The organism is Microbulbifer sp. MI-G, assembly GCF_030440425.1.
Taxonomy (GTDB): domain Bacteria; phylum Pseudomonadota; class Gammaproteobacteria; order Pseudomonadales; family Cellvibrionaceae; genus Microbulbifer; species Microbulbifer spongiae.
This window is the reverse complement of the sequence record NZ_CP098023.1, coordinates 718,108-743,538: the sequence shown is the minus strand read 5'-3', so window position 1 is coordinate 743,538 and position 25,431 is coordinate 718,108. Positions and strand designations below refer to the sequence as shown.

The 25,431-nt window shown below is 57.5% G+C and carries 17 protein-coding genes; 2 read left to right on the top strand and 15 right to left on the bottom strand.

The window, feature by feature from the left end; genetic code table 11:
* Positions 1 to 49: 49 nt before the first annotated feature.
* Positions 50 to 2,161, bottom strand: coding sequence for a TonB-dependent receptor (locus tag M8T91_RS02905; RefSeq protein ID WP_301416644.1), 2,112 nt, complete (start codon positions 2,159 to 2,161; stop codon positions 50 to 52).
* Between the two features lie 630 nt (positions 2,162 to 2,791).
* Here M8T91_RS02905 and M8T91_RS02900 point away from each other — a divergent pair.
* Positions 2,792 to 3,109 carry a DMT family transporter gene (locus M8T91_RS02900; protein WP_301416642.1) on the top strand — a complete coding sequence of 106 codons (318 nt, stop codon included), beginning with the start codon at positions 2,792 to 2,794 and terminating at the stop codon, positions 3,107 to 3,109.
* A 392-nt stretch (positions 3,110 to 3,501) separates the two neighbouring features.
* On the opposite strand, the gene M8T91_RS02895 is transcribed toward M8T91_RS02900, so the two are convergent.
* Complete coding sequence (locus M8T91_RS02895) at positions 3,502 to 3,915, bottom strand: hypothetical protein (RefSeq protein ID WP_301416640.1); 414 nt, start codon at positions 3,913 to 3,915, stop codon at positions 3,502 to 3,504.
* Positions 3,915 to 11,291, bottom strand: coding sequence for an FG-GAP-like repeat-containing protein (locus M8T91_RS02890; RefSeq protein ID WP_301416639.1), 7,377 nt, complete (start codon positions 11,289 to 11,291; stop codon positions 3,915 to 3,917). Before M8T91_RS02890 ends, M8T91_RS02895 begins: the two co-directional genes overlap by 1 nt.
* 1,060 nt (positions 11,292 to 12,351) lie before the next feature.
* Here M8T91_RS02890 and pulA point away from each other — a divergent pair.
* On the top strand, positions 12,352 to 15,669 hold the full coding sequence (gene pulA / locus M8T91_RS02885) for a pullulanase-type alpha-1,6-glucosidase (RefSeq protein WP_301416638.1): 3,318 nt from the start codon (positions 12,352 to 12,354) through the stop codon (positions 15,667 to 15,669).
* An 82-nt stretch (positions 15,670 to 15,751) separates the two neighbouring features.
* Here the strand turns inward: pulA and ribA are convergent, their stop codons facing one another.
* The 12 genes from ribA to M8T91_RS02825 all read right to left on the bottom strand — a co-directional run bounded on the left by ribA (position 15,752) and on the right by M8T91_RS02825 (position 25,188).
* The gene (gene ribA, locus M8T91_RS02880) at positions 15,752 to 16,366 is read right to left on the bottom strand and encodes a GTP cyclohydrolase II (protein ID WP_301418990.1); all 615 of its coding nucleotides are present in this window, start codon (positions 16,364 to 16,366) and stop codon (positions 15,752 to 15,754) included.
* Positions 16,367 to 16,383: 17 nt separating this feature from the next.
* Positions 16,384 to 17,019 (bottom strand): retropepsin-like aspartic protease family protein, encoded by a 636-nt coding sequence (locus tag M8T91_RS02875; protein WP_301416636.1) that lies wholly within the window; start codon positions 17,017 to 17,019, stop codon positions 16,384 to 16,386.
* Between the two features lie 17 nt (positions 17,020 to 17,036).
* Entirely contained in the window at positions 17,037 to 17,525 is a 489-nt protein-coding gene (locus M8T91_RS02870) for a phosphatidylglycerophosphatase A family protein (protein WP_301416634.1), read from the bottom strand.
* Positions 17,526 to 17,586: 61 nt separating this feature from the next.
* Entirely contained in the window at positions 17,587 to 18,534 is a 948-nt protein-coding gene (gene thiL / locus M8T91_RS02865) for a thiamine-phosphate kinase (protein WP_301416632.1), read from the bottom strand.
* Positions 18,535 to 18,549: 15 nt separating this feature from the next.
* Entirely contained in the window at positions 18,550 to 18,993 is a 444-nt protein-coding gene (nusB, locus tag M8T91_RS02860) for a transcription antitermination factor NusB (RefSeq protein WP_301416630.1), read from the bottom strand.
* Positions 18,994 to 19,056: 63 nt separating this feature from the next.
* Complete coding sequence (gene ribH, locus M8T91_RS02855; protein ID WP_301416628.1) at positions 19,057 to 19,527, bottom strand: 6,7-dimethyl-8-ribityllumazine synthase; 471 nt, start codon at positions 19,525 to 19,527, stop codon at positions 19,057 to 19,059.
* Between the two features lie 71 nt (positions 19,528 to 19,598).
* Complete coding sequence (gene ribBA, locus M8T91_RS02850) at positions 19,599 to 20,711, bottom strand: bifunctional 3,4-dihydroxy-2-butanone-4-phosphate synthase/GTP cyclohydrolase II (RefSeq protein WP_301416626.1); 1,113 nt, start codon at positions 20,709 to 20,711, stop codon at positions 19,599 to 19,601.
* Between the two features lie 87 nt (positions 20,712 to 20,798).
* Positions 20,799 to 21,461, bottom strand: a complete 663-nt coding sequence (locus M8T91_RS02845; RefSeq protein ID WP_301416624.1) for a riboflavin synthase — start codon at positions 21,459 to 21,461, stop codon at positions 20,799 to 20,801.
* On the bottom strand, positions 21,461 to 22,606 hold the full coding sequence (gene ribD, locus M8T91_RS02840) for a bifunctional diaminohydroxyphosphoribosylaminopyrimidine deaminase/5-amino-6-(5-phosphoribosylamino)uracil reductase RibD (protein WP_301416622.1): 1,146 nt from the start codon (positions 22,604 to 22,606) through the stop codon (positions 21,461 to 21,463). The genes M8T91_RS02845 and ribD overlap by 1 nt, the downstream gene beginning before the upstream one ends.
* On the bottom strand, positions 22,603 to 23,070 hold the full coding sequence (gene nrdR, locus M8T91_RS02835; RefSeq protein WP_301416620.1) for a transcriptional regulator NrdR: 468 nt from the start codon (positions 23,068 to 23,070) through the stop codon (positions 22,603 to 22,605). The genes ribD and nrdR overlap by 4 nt, the downstream gene beginning before the upstream one ends.
* Before the next feature lie 166 nt (positions 23,071 to 23,236).
* On the bottom strand, positions 23,237 to 24,505 hold the full coding sequence (gene glyA, locus M8T91_RS02830) for a serine hydroxymethyltransferase (RefSeq protein WP_301416617.1): 1,269 nt from the start codon (positions 24,503 to 24,505) through the stop codon (positions 23,237 to 23,239).
* A gap of 203 nt (positions 24,506 to 24,708) precedes the next feature.
* Positions 24,709 to 25,188: an outer membrane beta-barrel protein gene (locus M8T91_RS02825; protein ID WP_301416615.1), complete on the bottom strand. Its 480-nt coding sequence runs from the start codon at positions 25,186 to 25,188 to the stop codon at positions 24,709 to 24,711.
* Positions 25,189 to 25,431 lie beyond the last annotated feature (243 nt).

The window sequence follows — 25,431 nt, the reverse complement described above, 5'->3', positions numbered from 1 at the left end:
CCTCGGCAGGTGTGGGGCTCCGGCTCAGCCCCCGCAGGGACGCCCGTATTTACCAGTCGGCGGACACTGACAGGTAGAGTGCGCGGCGCGCACCGGGTAAATAGCGCTCGCCGCCAAAGCGGCTGTAATCCGCCCGCTCCGCATAGGCTTTATTGGCGAGGTTCAGAGCCCGCACAGACAGCGCCCAGCGCTGCATTGCCCAGCGCAGGCGCAGGTTGAGCAGATTGTGACCGGGATACTCGTGCCGGTTCTGCGGATCGGTATAGTAGCGCCCCTGGTGCAACCACTCCAGCTCGGCGGCCATCCCCGCCCATGGCTGCCAGCGCAGACGGGTGCTGCCAAACACCCTCGGCGCCGAATCCACAAGCCGGCCATCCAGTGCCACACCCTGCAGCCGGCGCGCGTCCCGGTAACGATGCTCGGCATAACTGGCGGCGGTCTCTATCCGCCAGCGGCTGGCGAATGCGTACTCAAACGCAAACTCCAGGCCCTGGTGCGCGGTTTTTCCATTGGCGCGGTTAAAGTACTCGGTATCGCGAAAAATCACATTGCGCTTGCGCATCCCGTAGGCGACCAGTTCGTAAGAAAACCCGCCGCCATGGCCGCGCAGACCCAACTCAAGGCTTTGTATCCGCTCCGAATCCAGTGCCGCAACGCGCTGCTCCCGCTGCAGGCGGTAGAGCTCCGTAGTCTGGGGGACCCGATACCCCTGGGCCAGGTTGGCAAACAGCTGCAGACCCGGCGCAACCCGGAAAATGGCCCCCAGTTTCGGGGACCCGTTCAGAAAGCGGTCCTCCCGGTCTTGCGGGCGGCTGAACCTGCAACCGCCAAACCCACAGGGTGTGCCATCCTCCCTGGTGCGCCCGGCCAGCATGTTATTGTCGTAGTGATAGTGGACCGCTTCAAAGCGCAGGCCCCCGAGAAGGTCCCACCGCTCGTTCGGGCGCCAGGTGGCCAGGGCAAAGGGAGCAATACTCCAGGCGTCGACCTCGTAATCGTAGTGTTTGCCAGTGGGAATGGTCGCCTGCAGAAAGTCCGACCCTTCTGTGGGGTGTGCCTGGCTCTCGCGCAGATAGCCCCGGGTAAACTCCCCGTCGATGCCCGCCACCAGCGCCAACTGGTCCCCCCCAGCAACGCGGTAACGGCTTCTGATGCCCGCACTCTCCTGGCCGTTTTCCTCCAGGGCCTGCCCGGGCAGATAGTGTTGTAAAAAACGCATCTCCGTCTTTCGCAGGTAGGGCGTCAGTACCAATGTCCGATCCCCGCCCAAATCGATATCCAAGCGCGAATACAGCCGCAGGGCGCCGGCATCGCGAAATGCCTCGGGGTTGGGGTTTTCCCGACTGGCGCGGCGGTTTCGATAGGCACCGGTGCCTTCAATATACCCCGCCGTCTCCTGATTGACATTGGTTGTGGCCAGGCGTGTCCGGATCTCCAAGGAGCCAGTCTGCATAAGGTGTTGCAGGCTGAGTTTCTGCTGGTCGTAGCCGGAGCGGTCCCGGTAGCCGCCGTCTGTGGACAAGGACAGATCCATACGCAGACCCCAGGGATTGTCGGTACCGGTGTCTGCCGAGAATTTCGCCCGGTAAAACGCCTCCGGACCGGCTTCCAGTCCAATCGCAGCGGAGGCCCCACCCGCTTTTTCCCCTACGCTGGGACTGATCACATTCACCACACCATGCAGGGCATTGGCACCAAACAGGATGCCGGCGGGCCCCCGTGTCACCTCGATACCCCGGGCCGTTTCACTGTGGGATTCGAAAAGTTCATTGATATTGCAAAAGCCCTTCGCACGCAGTGGGATGCCGTCTTCGGCGCTCAGCACACTGCCACAGGCCCCGGCGCCGGACAGCACCGGCGAGCGCAGCGCCGGCAGGTATTCCTGGCCATTGCCCCTGGCCAGATTCACACCGGGCACCCGCACCAGGCTCTGTTGAATATGTCTGTGTCCCACCAGGGACAGGGCCTCACCGCCAACTTCAGAGAAGCGCTCCGACGATGCCCCTGCGGGTGCCCCGGCGCGGCTGGCCGTTACCAGCAAGTTCTCGATACGCTCCTGCCCGGCCACGCCGCTGCCCGGCAGCATAAGCCACCCCAGCAGACCACTCATGCAATACAGACCAGCCCCCTGCCGTATTGGCCGCGCTATCTCCTTTGGCATCCGAAATCTCCTATAGCATTTTCAATGCCCGCTCTCTCCCTGGCCAAAGGAAAATTCAGCGTCATTATGTGTATGAACGATCATCAGGGCGGCCCACGGAGATTCCAACCAAAGTATCACTACTCAATACAGTCAATAAAATCCTGAAATTTCCGGGCCCAGCAAACCACTACGGCCTCCGGTGTAGTTGGCTTTTTTACGCAATCACTTTGCATTGCAACTCCCCTGAAAAATCCGCCAAGGATTTCTACGGTAGCAAATTCACAGGGCAACAATACTACCCGGCATCCCAATCCAGCAGGACCAGATAGATAACAGAATATCAACACAACAGGGCCCCGATTACACTTAGCGATAGCTGTTAAACCCGGTTTGCCCTGAGCAATCCCTCTTTGGCCAGGACCGGTTTTGCCCAAACTGTACAGCATCTGGATGGGATCGGCTGTTTGGTTTACCTCACCAGGCCCCTGTGTGGAATGGATATCGTTAACGGGCCTGCAGGGGATATCGTGACTGCACACCCCAAAAGAAAGAACCCCGCTGTTTGCGCCTTGGTTGCCTGTCAAGGGGAGCGCGCGGGCGTATACTTATCTGCCCGGATAAATAACCCTGCATCTCGAAGAGGAAAAAATGGCCTGGTTCTACCTGATACTGGCGGGCCTGTGTGAAATCGGCTGGGTCCTCGGACTAAAGATTTCCCAGGACCACACCACGCGCCTTTTGGGCATCCTGATGGCCGCGGTCTTTATTGGGGCCAGCGGATTGCTGCTGTGGCTGGCGCAACGGGAGATACCCATCGGCACCTCCTACGCGGTCTGGACCGGTATCGGCGCCGCCGGGGCATTCCTGGTAGGTATTCTCTTTTTTGGGGACCCCGCCAGTTTGAGCCGCTACCTCGGTGTGTTGCTGATTATACTTGGGGTGATCACGTTAAAGCTGGCGCACTAGTGCTGCCAAAAAGGACAGAAGGGAATTGCCGCCAGAAAAAGCTCATAATCTTCCTACTGCTCTGAAGAATAATAGAATTCTACAAAAACTAAAGAATCCCAAGTTACTCCATTGACTGCGATTAAAAGCCCAATTTTACCAATGCTTGCTCGCCAGCGTTACCCGCTCCTTGGATTCAGCTGTAAGCTAATGGTCTATATTCAACTGCGCGCATCACTGCTAGGTAGCCCAAGGCTCGCTTCATAGCGGCGATCAACTTTGCGTGACTTAGACCGTCAATCGCCTCTCGGAGAGCCTGTGCACAGTGTCCATTTATTCGACCTCTTGATATCCACTTTTCCTGGACCTAAGCTATGCTTGCGGCACAAAAGTTTTGCCCACTTTAACTTGACCTAAAATTCTGTCACTCGAAAATTATTATCAATAAAGCATAGTATTTCTGCGTCTTCAGGACCCTTTAAATAGAACCTTACGACATTATTTTTCCCACCTCTATAAACATCAACGTACCACTCCTGCCACAATGAAAGATCCGCTTCACCGACACTCTCCTCTTGTTTTGATCGAAATTTAATACAGGCATTTATCAAGAGAAAATCATTCATATTCAAACTCAACGCTGGAGTAGGAACGGATTTCCCAGTTAATTCATGATATTTCTGTAAATAACTATAAAAACTATTGGAATTTTCAAACATCTTCTCATTAATTTTATCCTCTCCAACATAATCTTTACTGAAACAATATTGTGATAGGCACGCGGATAAAATGCCAAGTAATGCCACCAAGACAGGTCGTTTCGTCATCAGTAAGAGCCACATGATAGTATATTGTGTCCATCGGTTGAACTTTTTAAAGAAAATTGTGCGTTTGTAATACAAGTTTTATTTTGACTCCACAATCTGCGATAAATTTCCCCACTCTGAGTGAAAACGTGATGATCAAGCTCTCTCTCTACAGCATTATTAATATCTGAGATAGAAAAGGTAGAATTACTCGGATGAGTATGCCAGGTTGCAGTAAGAGTGCCTCCTTTTGGTAATATAACATCGGCTTTTTCACCTAAGTATACTGAGCTGATAAAACCGCCACCATACGCCGGCCCCAACGGCCTTTCAAATCCAACTATAGGTCTCGTGTATCCAAGCCCACCTGCATCCCGGTATATCCAGCCCCCAACCTCTAAGCCGGTCTTTCTTGTAATACCATTCATATGGGGTGCTAAATAATCGACTAAAGCATCCAATTTTTTGAAGCGCTGGTCAACTCTTAAGATTTTTTCTTTGTATAGTTCCTCAACCAATTCCTCAGCAACTGCTTGCCTCTTTGTTAAGTCTTCAGCATCAAACTTCCTATTGGTCACTTCGTTAGTAGAATCTACTGCAGCTTTCACACCCGTCTGTAAAATCGAAACAAAAGCTCCAGTTGCCGCCCCATTTGCAAACTTCCCACCAGTAATTTTTGTACTCGTTCCCCCTACCACAGCGCCGACAACTGCTCTTTTCAGTATTGCACCAGGTCCCTTACCTCCCAGCCCCGGTATGCTTCCCGCCGCTGCACCTAATCCGGCCGCAGCAAAACCATGGCCAAACTTGCCTCCCTGTAAAATACTGGTGATCCCTCCCAATGCTCCGAAGGCAAGGACCCGCACACCTGTTTCAGTCAGAATCGCGGCTAATGCAGTATCTGCAAAATTTGCTCCACCCAAGGCCGTAAATGCCGCACCGGATATGCCAGAAATTAGGGCATCACCTAAACTGCCCCCCGCAGCTACGGCCCCTGCAAAACCAATCACAAATGCAGCAATTATCCCCTGAGTAAGACTAATGACTTTTGCAGTAACCAAAGCCGTATTAATAATTGCAGCCAGTGTAAATATAAAATAGCCACTAGGGTCCGTCGCATTCAACGGATTATTCCGCACATAGCTATAGCGGTTATACATCTGGGTATCCGCTGCGGCCTGGATAAACGGGTCCGCCTGCATAAAGCGTCCCAAACGCGGATCATAAATCCGCCCGTTCATATGGATCAGGCCCACCTCGTCGAGCATCTCATGGCCGGTATAGCCGCGGGTGGTGTGGCTGTGGTCAAAGCCGTAGAGGGCAGTAAGGGTCAGAGCGCTCCAGTTGGCGGTATTCCTGCGCTGGCCCCAGGCGTCGAAGGACATCTCCTGCACCACCTTGCCAGCTTTATCGGTAATCAAGTCCATGGAGCCCAGATGGTCCTTGTACAGGAACAGCTTGTCGGTGGACTGTACGGCGTAGGCGAGATCGGTTTTTACCGTGTACACGGCGACGCCCAGGTGGCGCTTCCACTGGATTTCGTTGGGGGCGTTGGAATTCTGGATGCGCTCAATACCACCGATATACCAGGTCTCGGTGACTTCGCCACTGCTGCTGTTGGTGTCCTTGCGGTAATAGCGGCTGTGGCTGGGCCCGTAAAGGAACTCGGTAGTGTGGTTGCCCTTTTCGATGCGCTCCGCTTTGTCGAAGGTGGTGTAATCGATAGTACGGCCACCGTCGAAGCCGTCTGAGGTCATATTGCCGTTGGCGTCGTAGTGATAGCTGACCCCGCCGGCAGTGGTCACGGCATGGGGACCGGCACCGTTCTGGCCATAGACATAATTACCCACGCCGGCTTTATAGGTGATATTACCGATGGCGTTGTAGCGGACATCCTGCTGTCCTGAGTACAAGCTACTGCAATTGATATCGTTGCTGCCAATATGGGTTTTGATCAACCGGTTGAGGTCGTCATAGCAGAAGCTTTCGCGCAGGTTCTTGCTGCCGCTCCGGTTGTGGCGGCTGGTGAGATTGCCCAGGGTATCCCATTGGTAGCCGATATTCTGGATACCAAAGGCACCCAGAACCGTGGAGGTCTGGTTGAGCAGGCGGCCGGTGGAACCCTGGTAGTTAAAGGTGGTGGTTGCACCATTGCCCAGCAGCTGCTCCTTGAGCTGGCCGCGGGCAGTCTGCGCCTTGATTTCCTCAATCAGGTCACCCGTAGCAAGGTCGACCACCTTGTACAAGTAGCCGTTGCCGTTGTAGTAGTTGCGGATACCGGACTGCCCACTGCCGAGCAGGCTGTCGAGGGCGTCGTAGCTGCGCTCCACCCGGCCGTGGCCGTCGAACACCGTGGTGGTGACATAGGATGGCTGGGGGCCGTCACCGTCAAAGTCCACCAGTTGGGTGTCATTGCGGCCCAACTGGTCGTACTGGTAGAGCGCCTGGTAGCCGCTGACGCTGTCGGTGACCATCTCCACCTGGCCGAGGCCGTTTGCTGCGCTGTCGTAGTACCAGCCAACGTTGCTGGTGGTGGCAATACCGCCGCGCTTTTCGATACGGGTCAGCTGGCGGCCCAGTTGGTCATAAGTGAACTCCACCGTATGACCGTTGGCATTGGTCTGCTGTTTCAGCTCGCCGTAGCCGGTGTACGTATATTCCCAGGCGCCTTTGTCCGGGTCATCCATACTCGTTTTACGGCCCAGGTGGTCGTAGTTGATAGTGACGACCACAATGGTAGGGAAAACCTCAAGAGGAGGGGGTACAGGTTCCCCAGTAGGAGGGGGGATCACATTGGAGTTGTTAAGACCACCCTCGGCGGTATGGCTGTCGGTACTGTTGGTTTTGTCCCTGAATATGGATTTGGCTTTGTGCAGATTGCCCTGGCTGTCGTACTCGTAGGTAAGGCGCCCGTCAATGGCATCGGTCACCTCGACCAGTTCACCGGCAACGTTTTTGCGTTCGGTTTTTTCCTGACCCTTGTCATTGGTGGTAATGGTCTTGAGCCCCAAATATTCCATGGTGGCCTGGGAGCTGTCCGGGGCGAGCACGCGGGTGGGACGGCCGAGCAGGTCGTAGTCGGTTTTTGTCCACAGACGGCTGTTGCCGATAAAGTAGGGTTCACTGACAAATTTGAGGCGACCGAGGTTGTCGTACTCTCTATCGGAGTAGATCGTTTTATGCAGGCCTTGGGTTTCGGTGCGTATAACGCGGCCCAGGGCATCAAAGTATTCCCTGCCCCAGCTACCGGTACTGCTGCTGGTGGTGACCTTGTACCTGGCACCGGCGGGGCAGCCGCTGGTACAGCGCCCATACTCGGTTTGCTTGTCGGCACCGGCATTGTTCGAGCTTTCGATTTCGCGACCAAGTACATCGTAGACGAAATAGCTTTTGAGGCCGTTCAGGCCCTCCACCATAAGCGGGGCACCAAAGTGGTTGCGGGACACTACCTTTTCCGTGCGGTGGTTGAGGGCGTTGTAGCTTTCCTCCATATAGCGTCCGCTGGGATCGTACACCGTGCGGGCACTACGGCTGGTCTCGCCGGGAGCGCTCAGGGTCTGTTTGACCACATTACCGAAGTCGTCGTACTCATAGGCTGTTGTCTGCTGGTACTGCGGCCGATTCGGCTCAATCACTTCAGTTTTCAACAAGCCTCTGCGTATACCGGAGGGATAGTAGGTAAAGGCCGATTCCCGCACATGATTGGCCATGCCCGGGCGGGTACTGGTGACCTGGGTGTTACTGAGCCGGCCCATCTCCCGCTCCCAGGTGGAGGTGCCGTAAGTATTGACGGTATTTTTGACAAACTGGTCGCCAGTAGCGGGATCGGTTGTGACCACATTGATAGTCAGCGCATTGCCGTAGTGATCGTAACTGTTGGTGGTGGTGACCGACTGCACAAGGTCCCCCTGGCTGCTACCGTCCGTTTTCAGGTCATAGGTTTCCTCAATGGACCGGTGGATATACGGCCGGTAGGGCGCGGCAGGTGTGCCAGTGCCACTCCAGCCCTGCAGGTGCCAGGTATTTGCGGCGCGGCTCAGGATCTTGCCGCTGCCGGTGCGGGTTTCCGTGTGCAGGGGCATGCCGATAAAAGGAAAATCCTGGCGGTAGGTGGTTTCAGTGACCACACCGGTCTGGTTATCGGTGGTGCTGATACTCTGGAAGCCCAGCATGCCGCGGCCGGCGGCCTGCAGTTTCATCTGCTCATAGTGGTAGGATACAGAGCTGAGCGCAGACCAGCTGACTGCGCCGGGATTGAGACCGGCCGCGGGTGCGGAACTCTCTACCCTGGATACCAGATACCTGGGGGCCAGAATATCCAGCACCGGCTGGCCCTTGCCCAGGGTCTGGCTGCCTTCCGGCAGCATCCAGCCGCCATTGAGTGCCGTGTAGAAGGCGGCCGTATCGCCGGTTGTAACCGGATAGCAAATACGCCTCGGCCCATCTCCGGTGGGCTCTAAATAGGGGGTACCGTCTCTTAAATCCCCTGGATAGATAACGCACTTTTCCTCAGTGCTGGTGGCCATTTCCAGGCGGGAGTAGACACCGCTACCGATCATATTTCCGTAGGATATTTTGGTGATATTGCCGAGGCCGTTGTCGATCTCTTGGATCACATTGCTTGGCTGGTCCTGCCGGTTCTCATCACTGGCGTTGGCCAAGAAGGTAAGCACCCTACCGGAAAAAGCATGGTAGCTGTGGTAATCGATTTGTCCATCGCCATTGACATCGGCAAACCACACCGAATCATTGTCATCGTTACCTATAGGGCGCCAGTCCTCCGCGGCACCAACAAACCCACCGGTATTTTGATCAAAGTAGTGGGTTTTAATAGTGCTGCTACTAAAATCCGGCCACACCAGATCCTGATATCCGTCATTGTTAAGATCAGCGAAAGTGGCTTTCTCATTTACGGCAAAAGATCCCAGGCGAGTAAATCCTGTACCGGTACTTAACTCAATGCGCAGGTTATTAGAACTGGTCCAGTAAGCAATATCCGTAAGGCCATCACCATTAATCTCCACAGCGATGGGGTCCCTGTCTTTCATCCCCGTATGCAAAGTTGCCAAAGAAGTGTACACACCGAGCTTTGAGTCTAGGGTGACAACTTCGTAGCCTCTAAAAATACTTTCACTATTGCCAATTTCATCTGTACAGATTACATCTATTGGCGATGGAAAACCCTCATCCCGACATTCATACGTATATTCATAGCGCGAAATTAATAAATCCATCGCGCCATCGCCGTTGAAATCCCCCAGTGTATTTGGCATTGCCCCAAGTCGTATATTGGGGTCCAATACAGGGGAAGTAGGGTAGGATTGCGCAGTGCTACTGAATCGATAGTAGCGATCCGATGAGACAGTGCCGCCGGGCTGCAATAGCCTGACACTGGTCTGGCCCTGCACAGCCGAGATATAGTCCGGCAGGCCATCACTGTCAAAATCCACGAACAGCGCATTCTTACTCGTTAACCCCGTCCTTATAGGGTTACCGGAACTTAATCGCCAGGCACCGTTACTATAGCGCGACAGAAAAATATGCCACTCGTTTTTATTATAGCCGTATTCATTGCGTGAATTGTAGATGGCAAGATCCTGGCGGCCGTCACCATTGTAATCCAATACCCGGATATCAAAAATCTCATCGGCGTCGGTATCGGTAAAGTATTCTCTGGAAAAATTATTGCCGGAAAAACTCTGCCGCACAAATTTGGTGCCATCGGAGATGGCATATTTTACCCGGGTATCGGTGTCGGTTTTGGCTTTATTAAGATCCCCCTCGACCCAGACAATATCCTGAAGCCCATCCCCATTGAAATCGGCGTACAGATGCTTGACTAAAAAGCGATCGCTGGCGGGTTTGAAGTCGATCGCTTCCTGAAACTCACTATAGGCAACGGAAGAGCCCGACCATTCGAAACTGACCGCGGGCAAGCAACTTGAGCCGACGCACTCCTGGATGAAAAACAGCAGAGAAGCTCTGTCCGTATAGGAGCCCGATTCATAGTCAGTCGTAGGCTTATAGCCCAACGTATATTCGCGAATTACACTGCCACTGGAGCTGGAAACTATGCTCTTCAGACGTTTGGTGGTCTTGAATTCGTAGCCGGCGGTATAGCCGCGCAAAGAGTCCGAGCGGTTTTCGTAAATAAATTCGATCTTGGCGGCGTGGCTGCCGGCACCATAGGCATAGCGGATTTCCCGGATGCGGTGGCCGCTATTGGCATCCCCCTCGTACTGGAATTCAATGGGGTTGCCCACACTGTCTTCAAAGCGGTTCAGCGCCCATACCAGTGCGTGGCTGCCGGCCAGTTGTTTTGAATCGCCGCTGTTGCCGTAATAGCTTGTGGAGCCATCCTTGCGTTCCACCCTAAAATACGCCGGCTTGCCCAAGCTGCCGCCCACGGAAATGATTTTGGCATAACTGTCCAATTCGGTTTTATAGGTAGCACCTACGGCCCCGTACTGGCTACCGCCGGTCTTGATCAGACGCTGGCCATCCAGGCAGAAGCGGTCGGATTCGGTCCAGTTGATCGGCGCTACCGCGCCATCAATGGCCAGGGTCTGACGGCAGCGGGATATGCCGGAAAGACCGCCGATGGCCCAGCCCTTGCCCAGCAGCCCATTGCCACCATTACTGTTGTAATTGATGGAGACCTCAGGCACCACGCCGGCCGTACCGGTCGCGGTGGCAATCGGAAAGTTATAGGTGACTGCACCGGCTTCATTGACACGGAACTGACCACCAGAAGCGCCAGCTATATTAGGTTCGACAATGGTATTGAAGCTGGTGAAAATACCGGAGGCATTGGCCGGTAAAGTCACGCCTATGGAGCCGCCCACTAAAATATCATCGCGGCCATCCCCATTGACATCTTTAATTGTCACGGTATCCGGGTCCGCTTGGGATAAAATCGCCTTGACATCATCAGTATCTTCAGGAAAGGCGGAATGAAATTGTTGGGCCAAACTGGGAAGACCATTGCCATTAGCGTGAAAAATCAAAGGGATTGTCCCCAACACCAACAGATCCAAGTCGCCGTCGCCATTGAAGTCACCTGTCAGAGACAGATTGCTGCTGAGTCGCTCAAGGCCGCTAACAATAGATTCGTCCAAAGTAGTGGCAATAGGTCCGAAATAACTTTGTACCCCCCCCACACCGATACCATGCAAAACAAAATCGGGCAGATCCGGCATCAGGATGGGAGTCACCACTTCGCCGTGCAAAAGAATGATGGGACGATGGTACTCAAAATAGAGATCCTCCCGCCCATCACCATTGATATCACCGCGATAAATTTCGTAGCCGTTGTCCCAAATACCGGTTGTGGCATTGACAGTAGCAGAGGATATCGCGAAGAAAAGTACACACAGGCAGGCGACTACAGAACGCATACAGAGAGACCCCAAGCAAGTTCATTTCCGGAAAATTTATTATTACAACCGCCCTGAACCGGACAGGGCAGCGGGTAAGTTACAAGAATCTCATAGGGTTGACAATCAAATAAAAATGAATAGAGATAGGGCGTATTACCCCGGCAACCGGTCTGCCTGCCAGGTTTATTCAGATAGAAAGTCTAAAATCAGAATTGCCTTTGCAGGTTTTTCTGTATATTAAATCCGTCATACACCGATAAATCTTTAACAATGTCGGTTTGAACATATCTCAAAAATATGGATATACAAGAAAGACAGGCTCTCTTCCCCTTGAAGAATGCAGTATTTTTGCACTCAACCGGTAACTGGTACCAACTCAAGAATTAGATCAGCCTGTCCTCTTCAAACCGCATTGTACTGTTGGCCGCATATCAGTAGCGATACTATAACCAGTTAATAAAAGCGTGCCATTAACTGTTACAGTGTGAGTACCGGGCCGGAAAAAAACATACCTCACTTCCAGAATCCCATGAGGCATGGCGTGTGACCGGTGCAGAGAAGTACCGTGGGTTGGAAGCCCCAACAAACCCTTTGCCCAGCCAACGCTGCAGTCGGCGCAGTGAGTGAGCGCACTGATTTGAAGAAACGTGAGCCGCACTATCGGCGGCAATAAGCAGACAGTGCACAAAAAATCTATTGGATTGCCAAATCAACCGCATTTTCGGCACAGGGTAAGGCCGGCAAATGCCGGCGTTCCGGAGATTGCAACGGGTGCATCACCTTTCCCGACCCGTAGCAATCTCAACAATCAGGCAGAGCGCCGACCATTCAGGTTGCCCGCCCCTGCCCAGGCACACTTTGTCTTGCGGGCATGACCGGCAGATGACATCTGCATAAAGGTTTTGTGAAGCCACCCCCATCTGCCTGCCCGTTTGCGGCGACACCTATCCCCACCAGCCAACACCAGCCGCCTGTCTCCGCCCCCTTGGGGAGGGAGGTCGGCGGGAAATAACTGGGCTTCAATGCCCTGCTGGGAGAAACGCAAACCCCTGCCTATAACAATAAATGAGGCCAGATCATGCCAAAAATATCCACCCGCCCCTTTTATCGAGCGCTCCTGCTGGGCGCTCTGCTCGGTTGCACCCAGTGGCCCGCCCGGGCGTCGGACACGCCGGCACCAGTGGCAGTGAACATTCCCGGCAGCCTGCAAAGCCAGCTCGGCTGCAGCGGCAACTGGCAACCGGACTGCGCCGCCAGCGGACTCCATTACGACAGCGAAGACGACAAGTGGCAGGGGCGGTTTTTTGTACCGGCCGGAAACTGGGAATACAAGGCCGCTCTCAACAACAATTGGGACGAAAACTACGGCCAGGGCGCCCAGCGCAACGGAGCCAATATTCCCCTCGACCTGGGCGAGGCCCGCGAGGTGAAATTTATTTACGACCACGAGAGCCACTGGATCAGCGACGACGCAAACCGGTTCATCGCCACGGTGGCCGGCAACTTCCAGAGCCTGCTCGGCTGTACCGGCGACTGGCAGCCCGATTGCCTGCGCACCTGGATGCAGGACGCCGACAACGATGGCATCTACACCTTTGTAACCTCCGGGCTGCCCGCCGGCACCTATGCATTCAAGGTGGCCCTGCACGAAGGCTGGGACGAAAGTTACGGCGACAACGGCAACAATATGACCTTCACCGTAAACGCCGACAATGACGAACTCTATTTTGCCTTCGACGCCGCCAGCAAACAGGTCAGTGTCCGCAAGGGTTTCGCCAGGGGCGATCTCAGCCGCGACAGGGCCCACTGGGTAGACACCAACACCTTCGCCTGGGATATCCAGGCGCAGCAAGGGGATACCTTCCAACTGCACTACAGCCATTCCGCCGGGCTGGCACTGAACGCCGATGGTATCGTCTCAGACGGCGCAATCCCCCTCACAACCTCCGGCGGGCTGCCCCAGAGCACGCGGGAGAAATTCCCACACCTGGCCGGCTTTCACGCGCTGCAACTGCCCGGCGGGATCCCGCTGGAGGCCCTGGTTACCGGGCAACTGGCCGTTGCAGTCTACAACCGCGAAGGCCGGCTGCGCGATGCCACCGGCGTGCAGATGGCCGGCGCCCTGGATGCGCGCTTTTACTACGATGGCGAACTGGGTGCCCGCGTGGAGGCGGATCATATCCAACTGGACCTGTGGGCCCCCACCGCGCGTTCGGTAAAGCTGCACCTGTTCCGGGATTCCGCCGGCGACAGCGCCGATCTGGTGCTCCCCATGCACCGCGATACCGCCACCGGGGTCTGGTCTGCAACCATCGACAAACAGTGGGACCGCGGGTTTTACCTCTATGAGGTGGAGGTTTACTCCTACTTCAGCCGCAGGATCGAAACCAACCTGGTCACCGACCCCTATTCCCTGAGTCTCTCTATCAACAGCGGCAAGAGCCAGATCGTCAATCTCGATGATCGCGACCTGAAACCCCGGGGCTGGGAGCGTTTGCGCAAGCCGGCACTGGCGCAGCCGGAAGAGATCAGTATTTACGAATTGCACGTGCGGGATTTCAGTATTCACGATGACACACTCCCCGAAACAGTGCGCGGTACTTTCCGGGCCTTTACCCGGCGCCACAGCCGGGGCATGCGCCACCTCGCCGCACTGGCCCGCGCCGGGCTCACCCATGTACACCTGCTGCCGGCTTTTGACTTTGCCACTGTCAACGAAGACCGCGGGCAGCAACAGCAGACGCCCGACCTGTCCCCATACGCACCAGACAGCAGCGCACAGCAGGCTGCAGTGCATACCGTTCGCGATACCGACGGGTTTAACTGGGGATACGATCCGCTGCACTTTACGGTGCCGGAGGGCAGCTACAGCACAAACCCGGACGGTGCTGCGCGTATCCTGGAATTCCGCCAGATGGTACAGGCACTGTCCCGTACCGGCCTGCGCCTGGTGATGGATGTTGTCTACAACCACACCAGTGCCCATGGCCAGTACACGCATTCGGTACTCGACAGAATCGTGCCCGGCTATTACCACCGTCGCACCCTGGAGGGGGATGTGGCAATGAGCAGCTGCTGCGCCAATACCGCCACTGAGCACGGCATGATGGAAAAACTGATGATCGATTCCCTGCTCACCTGGGCCAGGGCCTACAAAGTGGACAGCTTTCGCTTCGACCTGATGGGCCACCACAGCCTGGACAATATCCTCAAGGCCCAGGCGGCGCTGCAGTCCCTGACTCCGGCGGCCGACGGCGTTGATGGCCGCACCCTCTACCTTTATGGAGAGGGCTGGAATTTCGGTGAGGTTGCCAACGACACCCGCTTCCTGCAGGCGCGCCAGGCCAATATGGCGGGCACGGGTGTGGGCACCTTCAACGACCGCCTGCGGGATGCCGTGCGCGGTGGCAACCCCTTCGGCGGCTACGCGGAGCAGGGCTTTGGTACCGGCCTGTTCACCGACAGCAACGGCAAGTTCGAAAGCGGGGATGAGCGCGCCACCCTGCTGACCCTGGCGGACAGGGTGCGAGTCTCCCTGGCCGGCAACCTGGCGAATTACCTCTTTGAGGATGCCACCGGCGCCCAGATCACCGGCAGCGAGCTGGTTTACAACGGCCAGCCCACGGGCTACACCGCCGACCCACAGGAATCCATCCACTATATTTCCGCCCACGACAACGAGACACTGTTTGACGGCGTGCAAATCAAGGCCAGTGAGCACGCCGGCCTGCGCGAGCGGGTGCGCATGCAGGCGTTCAGCAACTCGCTGGTACTCTTCGCCCAGGGAATACCGTTTATCCACGCGGGCCAGGATTTCCTGCGCTCCAAGTCCATGGATCGCGACAGTTACAACGCCGGCGACTGGTTCAATGCGCTGGATTTCAGCCTCGCCACCGACAACTGGGGCGCCGGCCTGCCGATGGCGGACAAGAACGGGGACAAGTGGCCCTTAATGCAGCCATTGCTGGCCAACCCCGAGCTGGCCCCCAAGCGCCGCCACCGCCGCTGGAGCAGCGCCCTGTTCCGCGAACAGCTGGCAATCCGCAACAGCTCACCGCTGTTCCACCTGCCCGATGCAGCGGCAGTAGCAGCGCATGTACATTTCTTGAATACCGGCCCGGACCAGGTGCCGGGGCTGATTGTCATGGCACTATCCGATACTGAGGGGCGTTTTGATTCGCGTTTTGAGCGCATTGTGGTGCTGTTTAATGGCGATGATGACACGGTGACATTCGCCAGCGATACACTGCGCGGCGTGCCTCTGCGCCTACACCCGCGCCAGCGCCGCTCGGTAGACCCGCGCCTGCAGCGGGCAAACTTCAACCCCCGCAACGGCAGCTTTACCCTGCCCGGGCGCAGCACTGCAGTATTTGTGCAGCCGCGCCGCGCTCATTGAGCCTATCGCGCCTGGCACAATTCAAAAGGCCGGAGATATCCGGCCTTTTTATTGGGATGGCAGGGGTACGAAAGAGCGAAAATTACGCTTCCCCGCCCTCTTCCTCCCCGCTTTCGATCAGGTGCCCCAGCTTGCCTTTTTTGGTGGAGAGGTATTTGGCATTGTGCGGGTTGCGCCCGGACTGGTGCGGCAGGCGCTCGGTCACCTCGATACCCAGATCCTGCAGGGCTTTCACCTTGCGCGGGTTGTTGGTCATCAGGCGAATGGCATGGATGCCCAGATGCTCAATCATCCCCTTGAGCAGGGAGTAATCGCGCATATCCGCACCGAAGCCGAGCTTTTCATTAGCCTCGACAGTATCTGCCCCGCAGTCCTGCAGGTGATAGGCGCGAATCTTATTCAGCAGGCCGATGCCGCGACCCTCCTGGCGCAGGTAAAAAATGGCCCCGCGCCCTTCCATGGCAATGCGGTGCATTGCGTGTTGTAACTGGGCACCGCAGTCACAGCGCAGAGAGAAGAGCGCATCGCCGGTCAGGCATTCCGAGTGAATGCGGGCGAGCAGCGGCACATCAGTATCGAAGTCGCCCATGGTGAGTACCAGGTGCTCCTTGCCGGTGCCCACTTCCTCAAAACCGTGCATCTCAAACATACCCCAGGAGGTGGGCAGCTTTGAGGATTCCACATATCGAATAGCCAACGTCATACCTCTTCCACTCAGTTGCGTGCGCGCAGTATCAGTACACCATCCTGCTGCTTCATATCCACCCGGGCGAGAAAGGTGTTGCCCAACAGCACGATACGGGGAAAGTCCCCGGTGTGCACAGTGGCCTTCACATTGTGCAGTTTAATGCCGCCAATGGTCACGCTGCTGAGGTTCACCAAATACGCACGTGTCATACCATTGGCAGTTGAAACCGCGATTTCCTCCGCACCTTCCAGGTTGAGGCCGAGGCGGCGCGCAGTGGGGTAGTTGAAGGCAATGCTGGTTGCGCCGGTGTCCACCAGCATAGGCACACGCAATCCGTTCACCCAGGCTTCGGTACTGTAGTGGCCGCGAGGGTCGGCCATAAGGCGCACCTCGGCCTTGTCGGCCTGCACATAGCGGCTGGCAACCGGTGCATCCAGGGTGAGTTTTCGCTCGCGTCCGGCGACGCGCACGCGGGCATGGCCGGTGGTGGCCTCCAGCAGCTCGACCCCCTCCGGGGAGCTTTCCCCGCTGCTGAGAATACGCTGGCGACCATCGATTTCCAGCAGGGCGCTGTCGCCGAACAAGCCCTTGAGCTGTACCTGCTGGGCACCGGCGACAGTGGCAATTAGCAGCCCCAGCAGTACACACAACCGTTTTCCCATCGATCGTCCCTATCCGTTTATACGCCCATCAGCCATGCAGTCATCTGCACTACCAGCCCTGCGTAAATGGCGGCCAGTATATCGTCGAGCATTATTCCGATGCCACCGTGTACCTGCCTGTCTGCCCAGCGCACGGGCGGCGGCTTGGTAATGTCGAACAGGCGGAACAACACAAAGCCGTACAGCGCCCACAGCCAGCCCTGGGGGGCCATCCACATGGTGAGCCAGTAACCCACCATCTCATCCCAGACAATGCCGCCGTGGTCATGCACACCGAGTTGCTTCGCCGCGGCTCCGCACAGGTAACACCCCAGCAGCGCCGCGACCACCACAATCCCCAGATACCCCGCCGGTGACAGCCCCTGCATCAACCACCAGAAGGGGATGGCGGCGAGGGTGCCGAAGGTGCCCGGCGCCCTGGGAGCAAGGCCGGCACCAAAACCAAAGGCCAGCAACAGTGCGGGGTGGCGCAACAGTTGGGAAAAAGACGGATTCTGTATCTTCATGGTGCCCAAGTCCGGTGACATTGCACAGCCATAGCAATATGGCCTGCCTGTAAAGCCGCGCTCAAAAATGCCGGTAGCCCGTACGGGACGCCCGCCAGCGCCTGCCGTTTTGCCAGCAGCGCACCTCGGCTTCGCCAGGGCTCAGGGTGCCGATAGCCACCACCTCCTGCTCCAGCTTTTGCAGGGCGGGAACCCGCGCCTGGGGCACGGTAAAACACAGCTGGTAATCATCGCCTCCGGCGGCGGCCAACGCCAGTGCGCCTTCACCCGCCAGGGCCCGCGCCAGCGGCGCAATCGCCAGCCGTTCCAGATACACATCGGCACTGACCGCACTGGCTGTGCAGATATGGGCGAGATCCGCCAGCAGGCCGTCGGAAATATCCACAGCACTGCTGGCCAGCCCGGCGATAGCCGCCGCAGTGGCGAACTGCGGTTCGGGATAGTAATAAGCCCGCTCGGCCCTGCGCCGGGTTTCCCCCTCTGCTGTCCGTTCACCCAGGATGACCGGCAGAGCGGCTGCCGCGCCACCCAGGGGACCACTGATATACACGGAATCGCCGGGACGGGCGCCGCCCCGGCACAGCGGTTTCAGGGTCTGGCCAAGTACCTGGATCGTGATCGACAGGGGCCCCGCGGTGGTATCGCCACCCACCAGGGAAATGCCAAATTGTCTGGCAGTTTTCAGCAGGCCATCGGCGAACCGCTGCAACCAATCCGCGTCACTACCCGGCAGGGTCAGCGCCAGGGTAAACCACAGTGGGCGCGCATTCATGGCAGCCAGGTCGCTGAGATTCACCCGCAGTGCTCGCGCGGCAATGGCGGCGGGGTCTGCCACCACAGGAAAGTGCCTGCCCGCCACCAGTGTGTCTACGGAGGCGGCCAGCTGGCCCTGCGCCGGCACCTGCAGCAGCGCGCAATCGTCGCCAATACCCAGCGCTACGCCCTCGCCCTGCGGAGCGCTGGCGAAGTAGTCGCGGATAATGTCAAACTCGCCCGGCGCACGTTTCATGGCTGTGACTGAGAGTCAGGCTTTCTTGTCCGCAGCCACTTCCGCCGCGCGCAGTGTTGCGGCAGTCCTGTCCAGAATGCCGTTGATAAACTTGAAGGCATCGGTGGGGCCGAATTTCTTTGCCAGCGCCACCGATTCATTGATCACAACCTTATAGGGCACATCCACGCGGTGTTGCAGTTCGTAGGCAGACATGCGCAAGAGTGCGCGGGAAACCGGGTCCAGGTCTTCCACACTGCGATCCAGGTAGGGGGTAAAGGTGCCCTCTACCGCATCGAGGTTTTTTGCAACCCCGTGGAACAGGTCGCGGAAATACGCCACATCGGTTTTACTCATATCATTGTCGGCGTGAAACTCCGCCTCGATAGTCGTGAGACTGGCGCCGGCCATTTGCCATTGGTAGAGCGCCTGCATGGCATAGTGGCGCGCCTTGCGGCGGGCGGATGCAGTTACCGTCATTGTCTTTTCCGGTGGATACTTCACAGGGTGGATTGGTGCCGCCTGCCGGCCGGCACCGCAGTATTAGATCCTGCCGAGCAGCGAGACCATTTCCAGGGCGGACTCGGCAGCCTCGCAGCCCTTGTTGCCGGCCTTGGTGCCGGAGCGTTCGATGGCCTGCTCAATGGAGTCCACGGTGAGAACACCGAATGTCACCGGAATGCCGGTGTTCAGCGCTACCTGCGCCAGCCCCTTGGTGCACTCGCCGGCGACATATTCAAAGTGCGGAGTACCGCCTCGAATCACCGCCCCCAGGGCGATCACCGCATCGAACTTTTTGCTCTCCGCCAGCTTCTGCGCAATCAGCGGAAACTCGAAGGCACCCGGTGCGTAGCAGATCGTGATATCCCCATCCGGGATGCCCTTGCGGCGCAGGGTATCGAGCGCGCCGTCTTTCAGGCGCTCCACCACAAAGCTGTTCCAGCGGCTCACCAACAGTGCATACCGGCCACTGCTGCCAACAAAGTCCCCTTCGATCATTTGCATATTGCTCATAGTTTCCAATCCGTATCCAGCTCGTAGCACCGGCACCCATCCGTTAACAGGGCCCGCGTGCACAGTTCGGTTTACTGGTCAGCGTTCAGGTATTCCTCCACTTCCAGGTCGAAGCCGGAAATGGCACTGAATTTGAACGGGGCACTCATCAGGCGCATTTTGCACACCTTGAGATCGCGCAGTATCTGCGAGCCGGTGCCCACCTGTTTGTACACCAGATCCTGACTGGGGCGCTGCTGCTTGCCACTGATCAGCCAGTCGATGCTCTCTTCGATTTCCTCTGTTGTCTCGTTGTGGCAGATCAACACCACCACCCCCTTGCCCTCTTGTTCAATACGCTGCATGGCGCGGCGAAAGGTCCAGGGCGTGAATGTTTCGTCGCCGCGACGAATGGTGAGTACATCACGCAAAGTATTGCCCACATGAACCCGCACCAGGGTGGGCTCTTTTGGCGTGGGCTCCCCCTTGATAAAGGCAAAGTGGCGCTCGCGGCGGGCTCTGTCCAGATAGGTGCGCAATCTGAATTCGCCGAACTCGGTGCGCACCCTGCGCTCATTGACACACTCCACGGTTTTTTCGTTGAGGGCGCGGTAGTTGATCAGGTCGGCGATGGTGCCGATCTTGAGGTTGTGTTCCCTGCCAAACCGCTCCAGGTCCGGGCGCCGCGCCATGGTGCCATCTGCGTTCATGACCTCGACAATCACCGCAGCGGGCTCAAACCCCGCCAGGCGCGCCAGGTCGCATCCCGCTTCGGTGTGACCGGCACGGCTCAGAACACCGCCGGGCTGGGCCATGATCGGGAAGATATGGCCGGGCTGCACAATATCGCTGGGCTTGGCGCTCCTGGCCACCGCCGCGCGCACGGTGCGGGCGCGGTCCGCTGCGGAAATCCCCGTGGTCACCCCCTCGGCAGCCTCAATGGAGACGGTGAAGTTGGTGCTGAACGAAGCGCCATTTTCCCGCGACATCAGTGGCAGTTCCAGCTGTTTACAACGCTCTTTGGACAGGGGTAAACAGATCAGGCCGCGGGCGTGGGTGGCCATGAAATTGATGTCCTCGGCACGTATCTGTTCCGCCGCCATCACCAGATCGCCCTCGTTTTCGCGATCTTCGTCGTCCATCAGGATCACCATCTTGCCCTGGCGAATATCGTCGATCAGTTCTTCAACCGTATTAAGTTCCATTGCTTACTCTGGATAAATTGGTCAGTTGCAAATTGGGCGCCCCCACGGCAGCGGACAACTGTGCTGGGCCCCGGTGCGCCAGGCCGGCTAGCGCGGGTAAAACCCGTGCCGGGCGAGAAATTCACGGTTTATCTCCGTAGTGCCGGGTGTGGCCGCCTGCTCCCCCAGAAGCAGGCGCTCCAGATAGCGCGCGATCAGGTCCACCTCCAGATTGACCCGGGTACCGGCGGTGTAACCATCCATAATCGTTTCCTGCAAGGTATGGGGTACGATGGTCAGCTCGAACTCTGCGCCGTCCACCGCATTCACGGTAAGGCTGGTGCCATCCACCGTAATCGAGCCCTTATGGGCAATATAGCGGGCCAGATTTTCCGGTGCGCGCAGGCGGAACCGCTCGGCGCGCGCTTCGGATTTGCGCCACACCAGGGTACCGATGCCATCCACATGGCCGCTGACAATATGGCCACCCAGACGCGTTTGCGGGGTGAGGGCCTTCTCCAGATTGACCCGGTCGCCCCTTTTCCAGCCACCGACACAGGAGACGGCCAGGGTTTCCGCAGACACATCCGCCCAGTAGCCGTCACCGCACAGTGCCACCACCGTCAGGCACACGCCGCTGGTGGCGATACTGTCCCCCAATTGCACGTCGGACAGGTCCAGATCGCCACTCCTTACCCGCAGGCGCAGGTCGCCCGCGCGCGCTTGCAGTTCGGCGATGTCACCCACAGCTTCAATGATCCCGGTAAACATCAGTACTCGATATCCGTGGTTGCGGTGATGCGCCAATCGTGCCCGACTGCACGCATATCGGTAATCGTAATCGGCAGGACTGAACCCATCCGCTCGATCGGCAGTGCAAACAGCGGTCGCGCCGTGCTGCCGAGCAGCTTGGGCGCCAGGTAGACGATCAACTCGTCCACATGGCCGCGATACAGGAATGCACCGGACAGGGTCGCGCCACTTTCCACCAGAACCTCATTGCACTGGCGCTGCGCCAGTTCCTGCAGCAAAGCGAGCAGATCCACCCGCCCATTGGCATCCGATGGCAATACCAGCACCTCGGCACCGGCCTGCTGCAGACGCGCGCGGCGCTCTGTTGCTGCGCGTTCGGTAGTGCACACTAGTGTGGGGGCGTCGCCCTGCAAAATAAAGGCTTTGGGCGGTGTGCGTAGCTGGCTGTCGACAATGACCCGCAGTGGCTGTACTTCAGCGGCTCGCTCCGCCGCGAGCATCGCCAGCGCCATTTCGTCGGCGCGCACATTCAGGTTGGGGTTGTCAAAGCGCACGGTCTCAACACCGGTAACAATTGCGCAGCTGCGTGCGCGCAGGCGCTGTACATCGGCGCGCGCAGCGGGACCGGTCACCCATTTGGACTCGCCACTGGCCATGGCGGTGCGCCCGTCCAAACTCATCGCGGACTTGCAGCGCACCAGCGGCAGGCCCAGGGTCATGCGCTTGATAAAACCGGGGTTAAGCCTTCGGCACTGGGCTTCCAGCAGGGGCCCTGCCACCACGATACCCGCTTCGCGCAGTTTCTGCAGACCAGTGCCGCCAACCTGAGGATTCGGGTCCTGCATTCCGTAGACCACGCGGGCAACGCCGGCTTTTACCAGCGCCTCTGTGCAGGGCCCCGTGCGGCCGGTGTGGCGGCAGGGCTCAAGGGTGACATATACCGTACTCCCGCGGGCGCGCTCGCCCGCATCGCGCAGCGCTGCGATCTCCGCATGGGCTGCACCGGCGCGTTGATGCCAGCCCTCGCCCACAACCGCACCGGCAGGATCGGTAATCACACACCCGACCCGCGGATTCGGCATGGTGGTATACAGGCCCCGCTCCGCCAGTTGTACAGCGCGGGCCATCAATGCCTGGGCATTCTGCACAGCGGTAGTGCTCATTGCGAACCACTTCCCTTACCGATCAGGCGTTCGATCTCTTCGTTGAATTCACTCACATCTTCGAAACGCCGGTACACCGAGGCGAAGCGCACATAGGCCACCTGGTCCAGCTCGCGCAACTGCTCCATCACCAATTCTCCAATGGCGCGGGCGGGCAGCTCCCGCTCACCGGTAGCCTGCAGGGCGTGTTTTATCTGGGAGACTGCAGATTCCACCCGTTCGGTGCTGACCGGGCGCTTTTCCACCGCGCGCTGGATACCCGCGCGCAGCTTGTCTTCGTTGAACGGTTCGCGCTGGCCATTTTGCTTGACGACCCGCGGCAGCAGCAGTTCGGCGGTTTCAAACGTGGTAAAACGCTCGCGACACTCAAGGCACTCGCGCCGGCGGCGCACCTGATCCCCTTCAGCCACCAGGCGGGAATCGACAACTTTGGTTTCTTCTGCGCCGCAGAAAGGACAGTGCATACGGGATAGTCCCAAAGGGAGTGGAAAATGGGCTGCAGTTTACCATAGCCGCTGTGTCAGGTGGCCCGACGGCCAGAGCGCCGCCGCTGGGCAGGCCGGTCTAACCGCACCAGCCCAGCCATACAGAAAACGGCCCAAAGAGCCGCTTTCTTGTCAATATCACCGATCAGCCCTGGCGGTACACCGGGTACTGTGCACAAACCTGCAGCACTTTCTGCTTTACCCCGGCAATAGCGGTCTCCGCTTCCCCCTTTTCCAGTGCATCCAGGACATCACAGATCCAGTGGGTCAGTTGCTGGGTATCCTCGACACCAAAACCGCGGGTGGTGATCGCCGGGGTGCCGACACGCAGGCCACTGGTGATAAATGGGGAGCGCGGATCGTTTGGTACCGCATTCTTGTTCACCGTGATATTGGCACGGCCCAGGGCCTCATCGGCATCCTTACCGGTATACGCCTTGCCAATCAGATCCACCAGCATCAGATGGTCATCGGTACCCCCGGAAACGATATTGATGCCCCGGTCCAGAAAAGTCTCTGCCATGGCGCGGGCATTTTCCACCACTTTTTTCTGGTAGGCCCTGTACTCCGGGGTCATGGCTTCTTTAAAGGAAACCGCCTTGGCGGCAATCACATGCATCAGCGGGCCGCCCTGGCCACCGGGGAATACCGCAGAGTTCAGCTTCTTCTCGATCTCTGCATTGGCGCGGGCCAGGATGATGCCGCCGCGCGGGCCGCGCAGGGTTTTGTGGGTTGTCGAAGTGACAACATCTGCAAAGGGGATCGGTGAGGGATACTCGCCGGCAGCGACAAGACCGGCAATGTGCGCCATATCCACAAACAGGTAGGCCCCCACCTTGTCGGCGATCTCGCGAAAGCGCGCCCAGTCCATTACCCGGCTGTAGGCAGAGAAGCCGGCAACGATCATCTTCGGCCTATGCGCCAGCGCCAGGCGCTCCACCTCCTCGTAATCCACCTCCCCGGTATCGGGATTCAGGCCGTACTGCACGGCACTGTAGATCTTGCCGGAGAAGTTGACCCGGGCACCGTGGGTCAGGTGGCCGCCGTGGGCCAGACTCATACCCAGAATAGGATCGCCGGGCGCACAGAGGGCCTGGTAAACTGCAGCGTTGGCCTGGGAGCCGGAGTGGGGCTGTACATTGGCGTAGTCAGCGCCAAACAGTTGCCTGGCACGCTCGATGGCCAGGGTTTCCACCTTGTCCACATATTCACAGCCACCATAGTAACGCTTGCCCGGATAGCCCTCGGCATACTTGTTGGTCAGACTGCTGCCCTGGGCGGCCATGACTTGCGGGCTGGTGTAGTTCTCCGAGGCAATCAACTCGATGTGGTCTTCCTGGCGAGCATCCTCCTCCCGGATGGCTTCCCAGATCTCGGGGTCGTAGGTGGCGAGCGTGACAGATGCATCAAACATAGTTTTCCCTCGTTAAAGCGGGCTGAATAGCCACTTGTGTAACCCGGTACTACAGTGCCCAGACCCTGAAACCGGGCCCCGTGCAGCAGAGAGGACCGGGGTATTGGGCGTTCAGAAAGGCGCGCATTGTACACCAAAGGGCAGAGGGAATGCGCAAAACGCACAGGCGGCCCGACGGCCGCATTTGGAGGGGATAGTCTTGCTTAGAAACGCACAACCAAGGAGCCTGACCAGTAATCCACTTCTTCTTCAATCAGCGTGTACTCGGTCTCAAAGGAGATATTCTCGGCCAGTGTAAAACCGACACCAACACCTACGGAGGCACCGCTATCGGAAGCATCACCAAAGTACTCTACATCCACCTCTTCGTTGAGGTAACCAAGACGCCCCTTGAAATAAATATCTCCCTGGGTGCGGTAAGTGGCATAAACAGCCTGGGTGGAGATAGAGAAATCATGGTCTAAAATATCGCCGTCAGTCATAGAACCTGTCAACTCTGCCTCAATGCCCCAGCCAGAATTCCAGGTATATCCAGCACGAATACCGGCATTGAAAGGGTTGTCATCGCTACCATCTGCATCCATCACACCAATCACACCGCCCATATAGGCCCCTTCGGCCTGTACAGCAGCGGAACACAACAAGGCCGCCGCAGCAGCCAACATTTTAAGATTGAAAGACATACTTTTCCCTTACTGTAAAATTCACAAAAGCCGGTGGATTATAGAGGCAAAAATTTTTTGAACAATCTGTTTATTCCCCGGCCACACCAAGGGATAGCCCTTTACCCATTGGGTAACTGAATGAAAACTGGAGTGTCTTCCCACTGGCTCCCAGGCACTCCCAAATCCATCTCTCCAAAACCAACAGGCAATTGGGATAAAAAATGAACAATGCTGATTGGCGACATTGCACTGGTCTTTCAG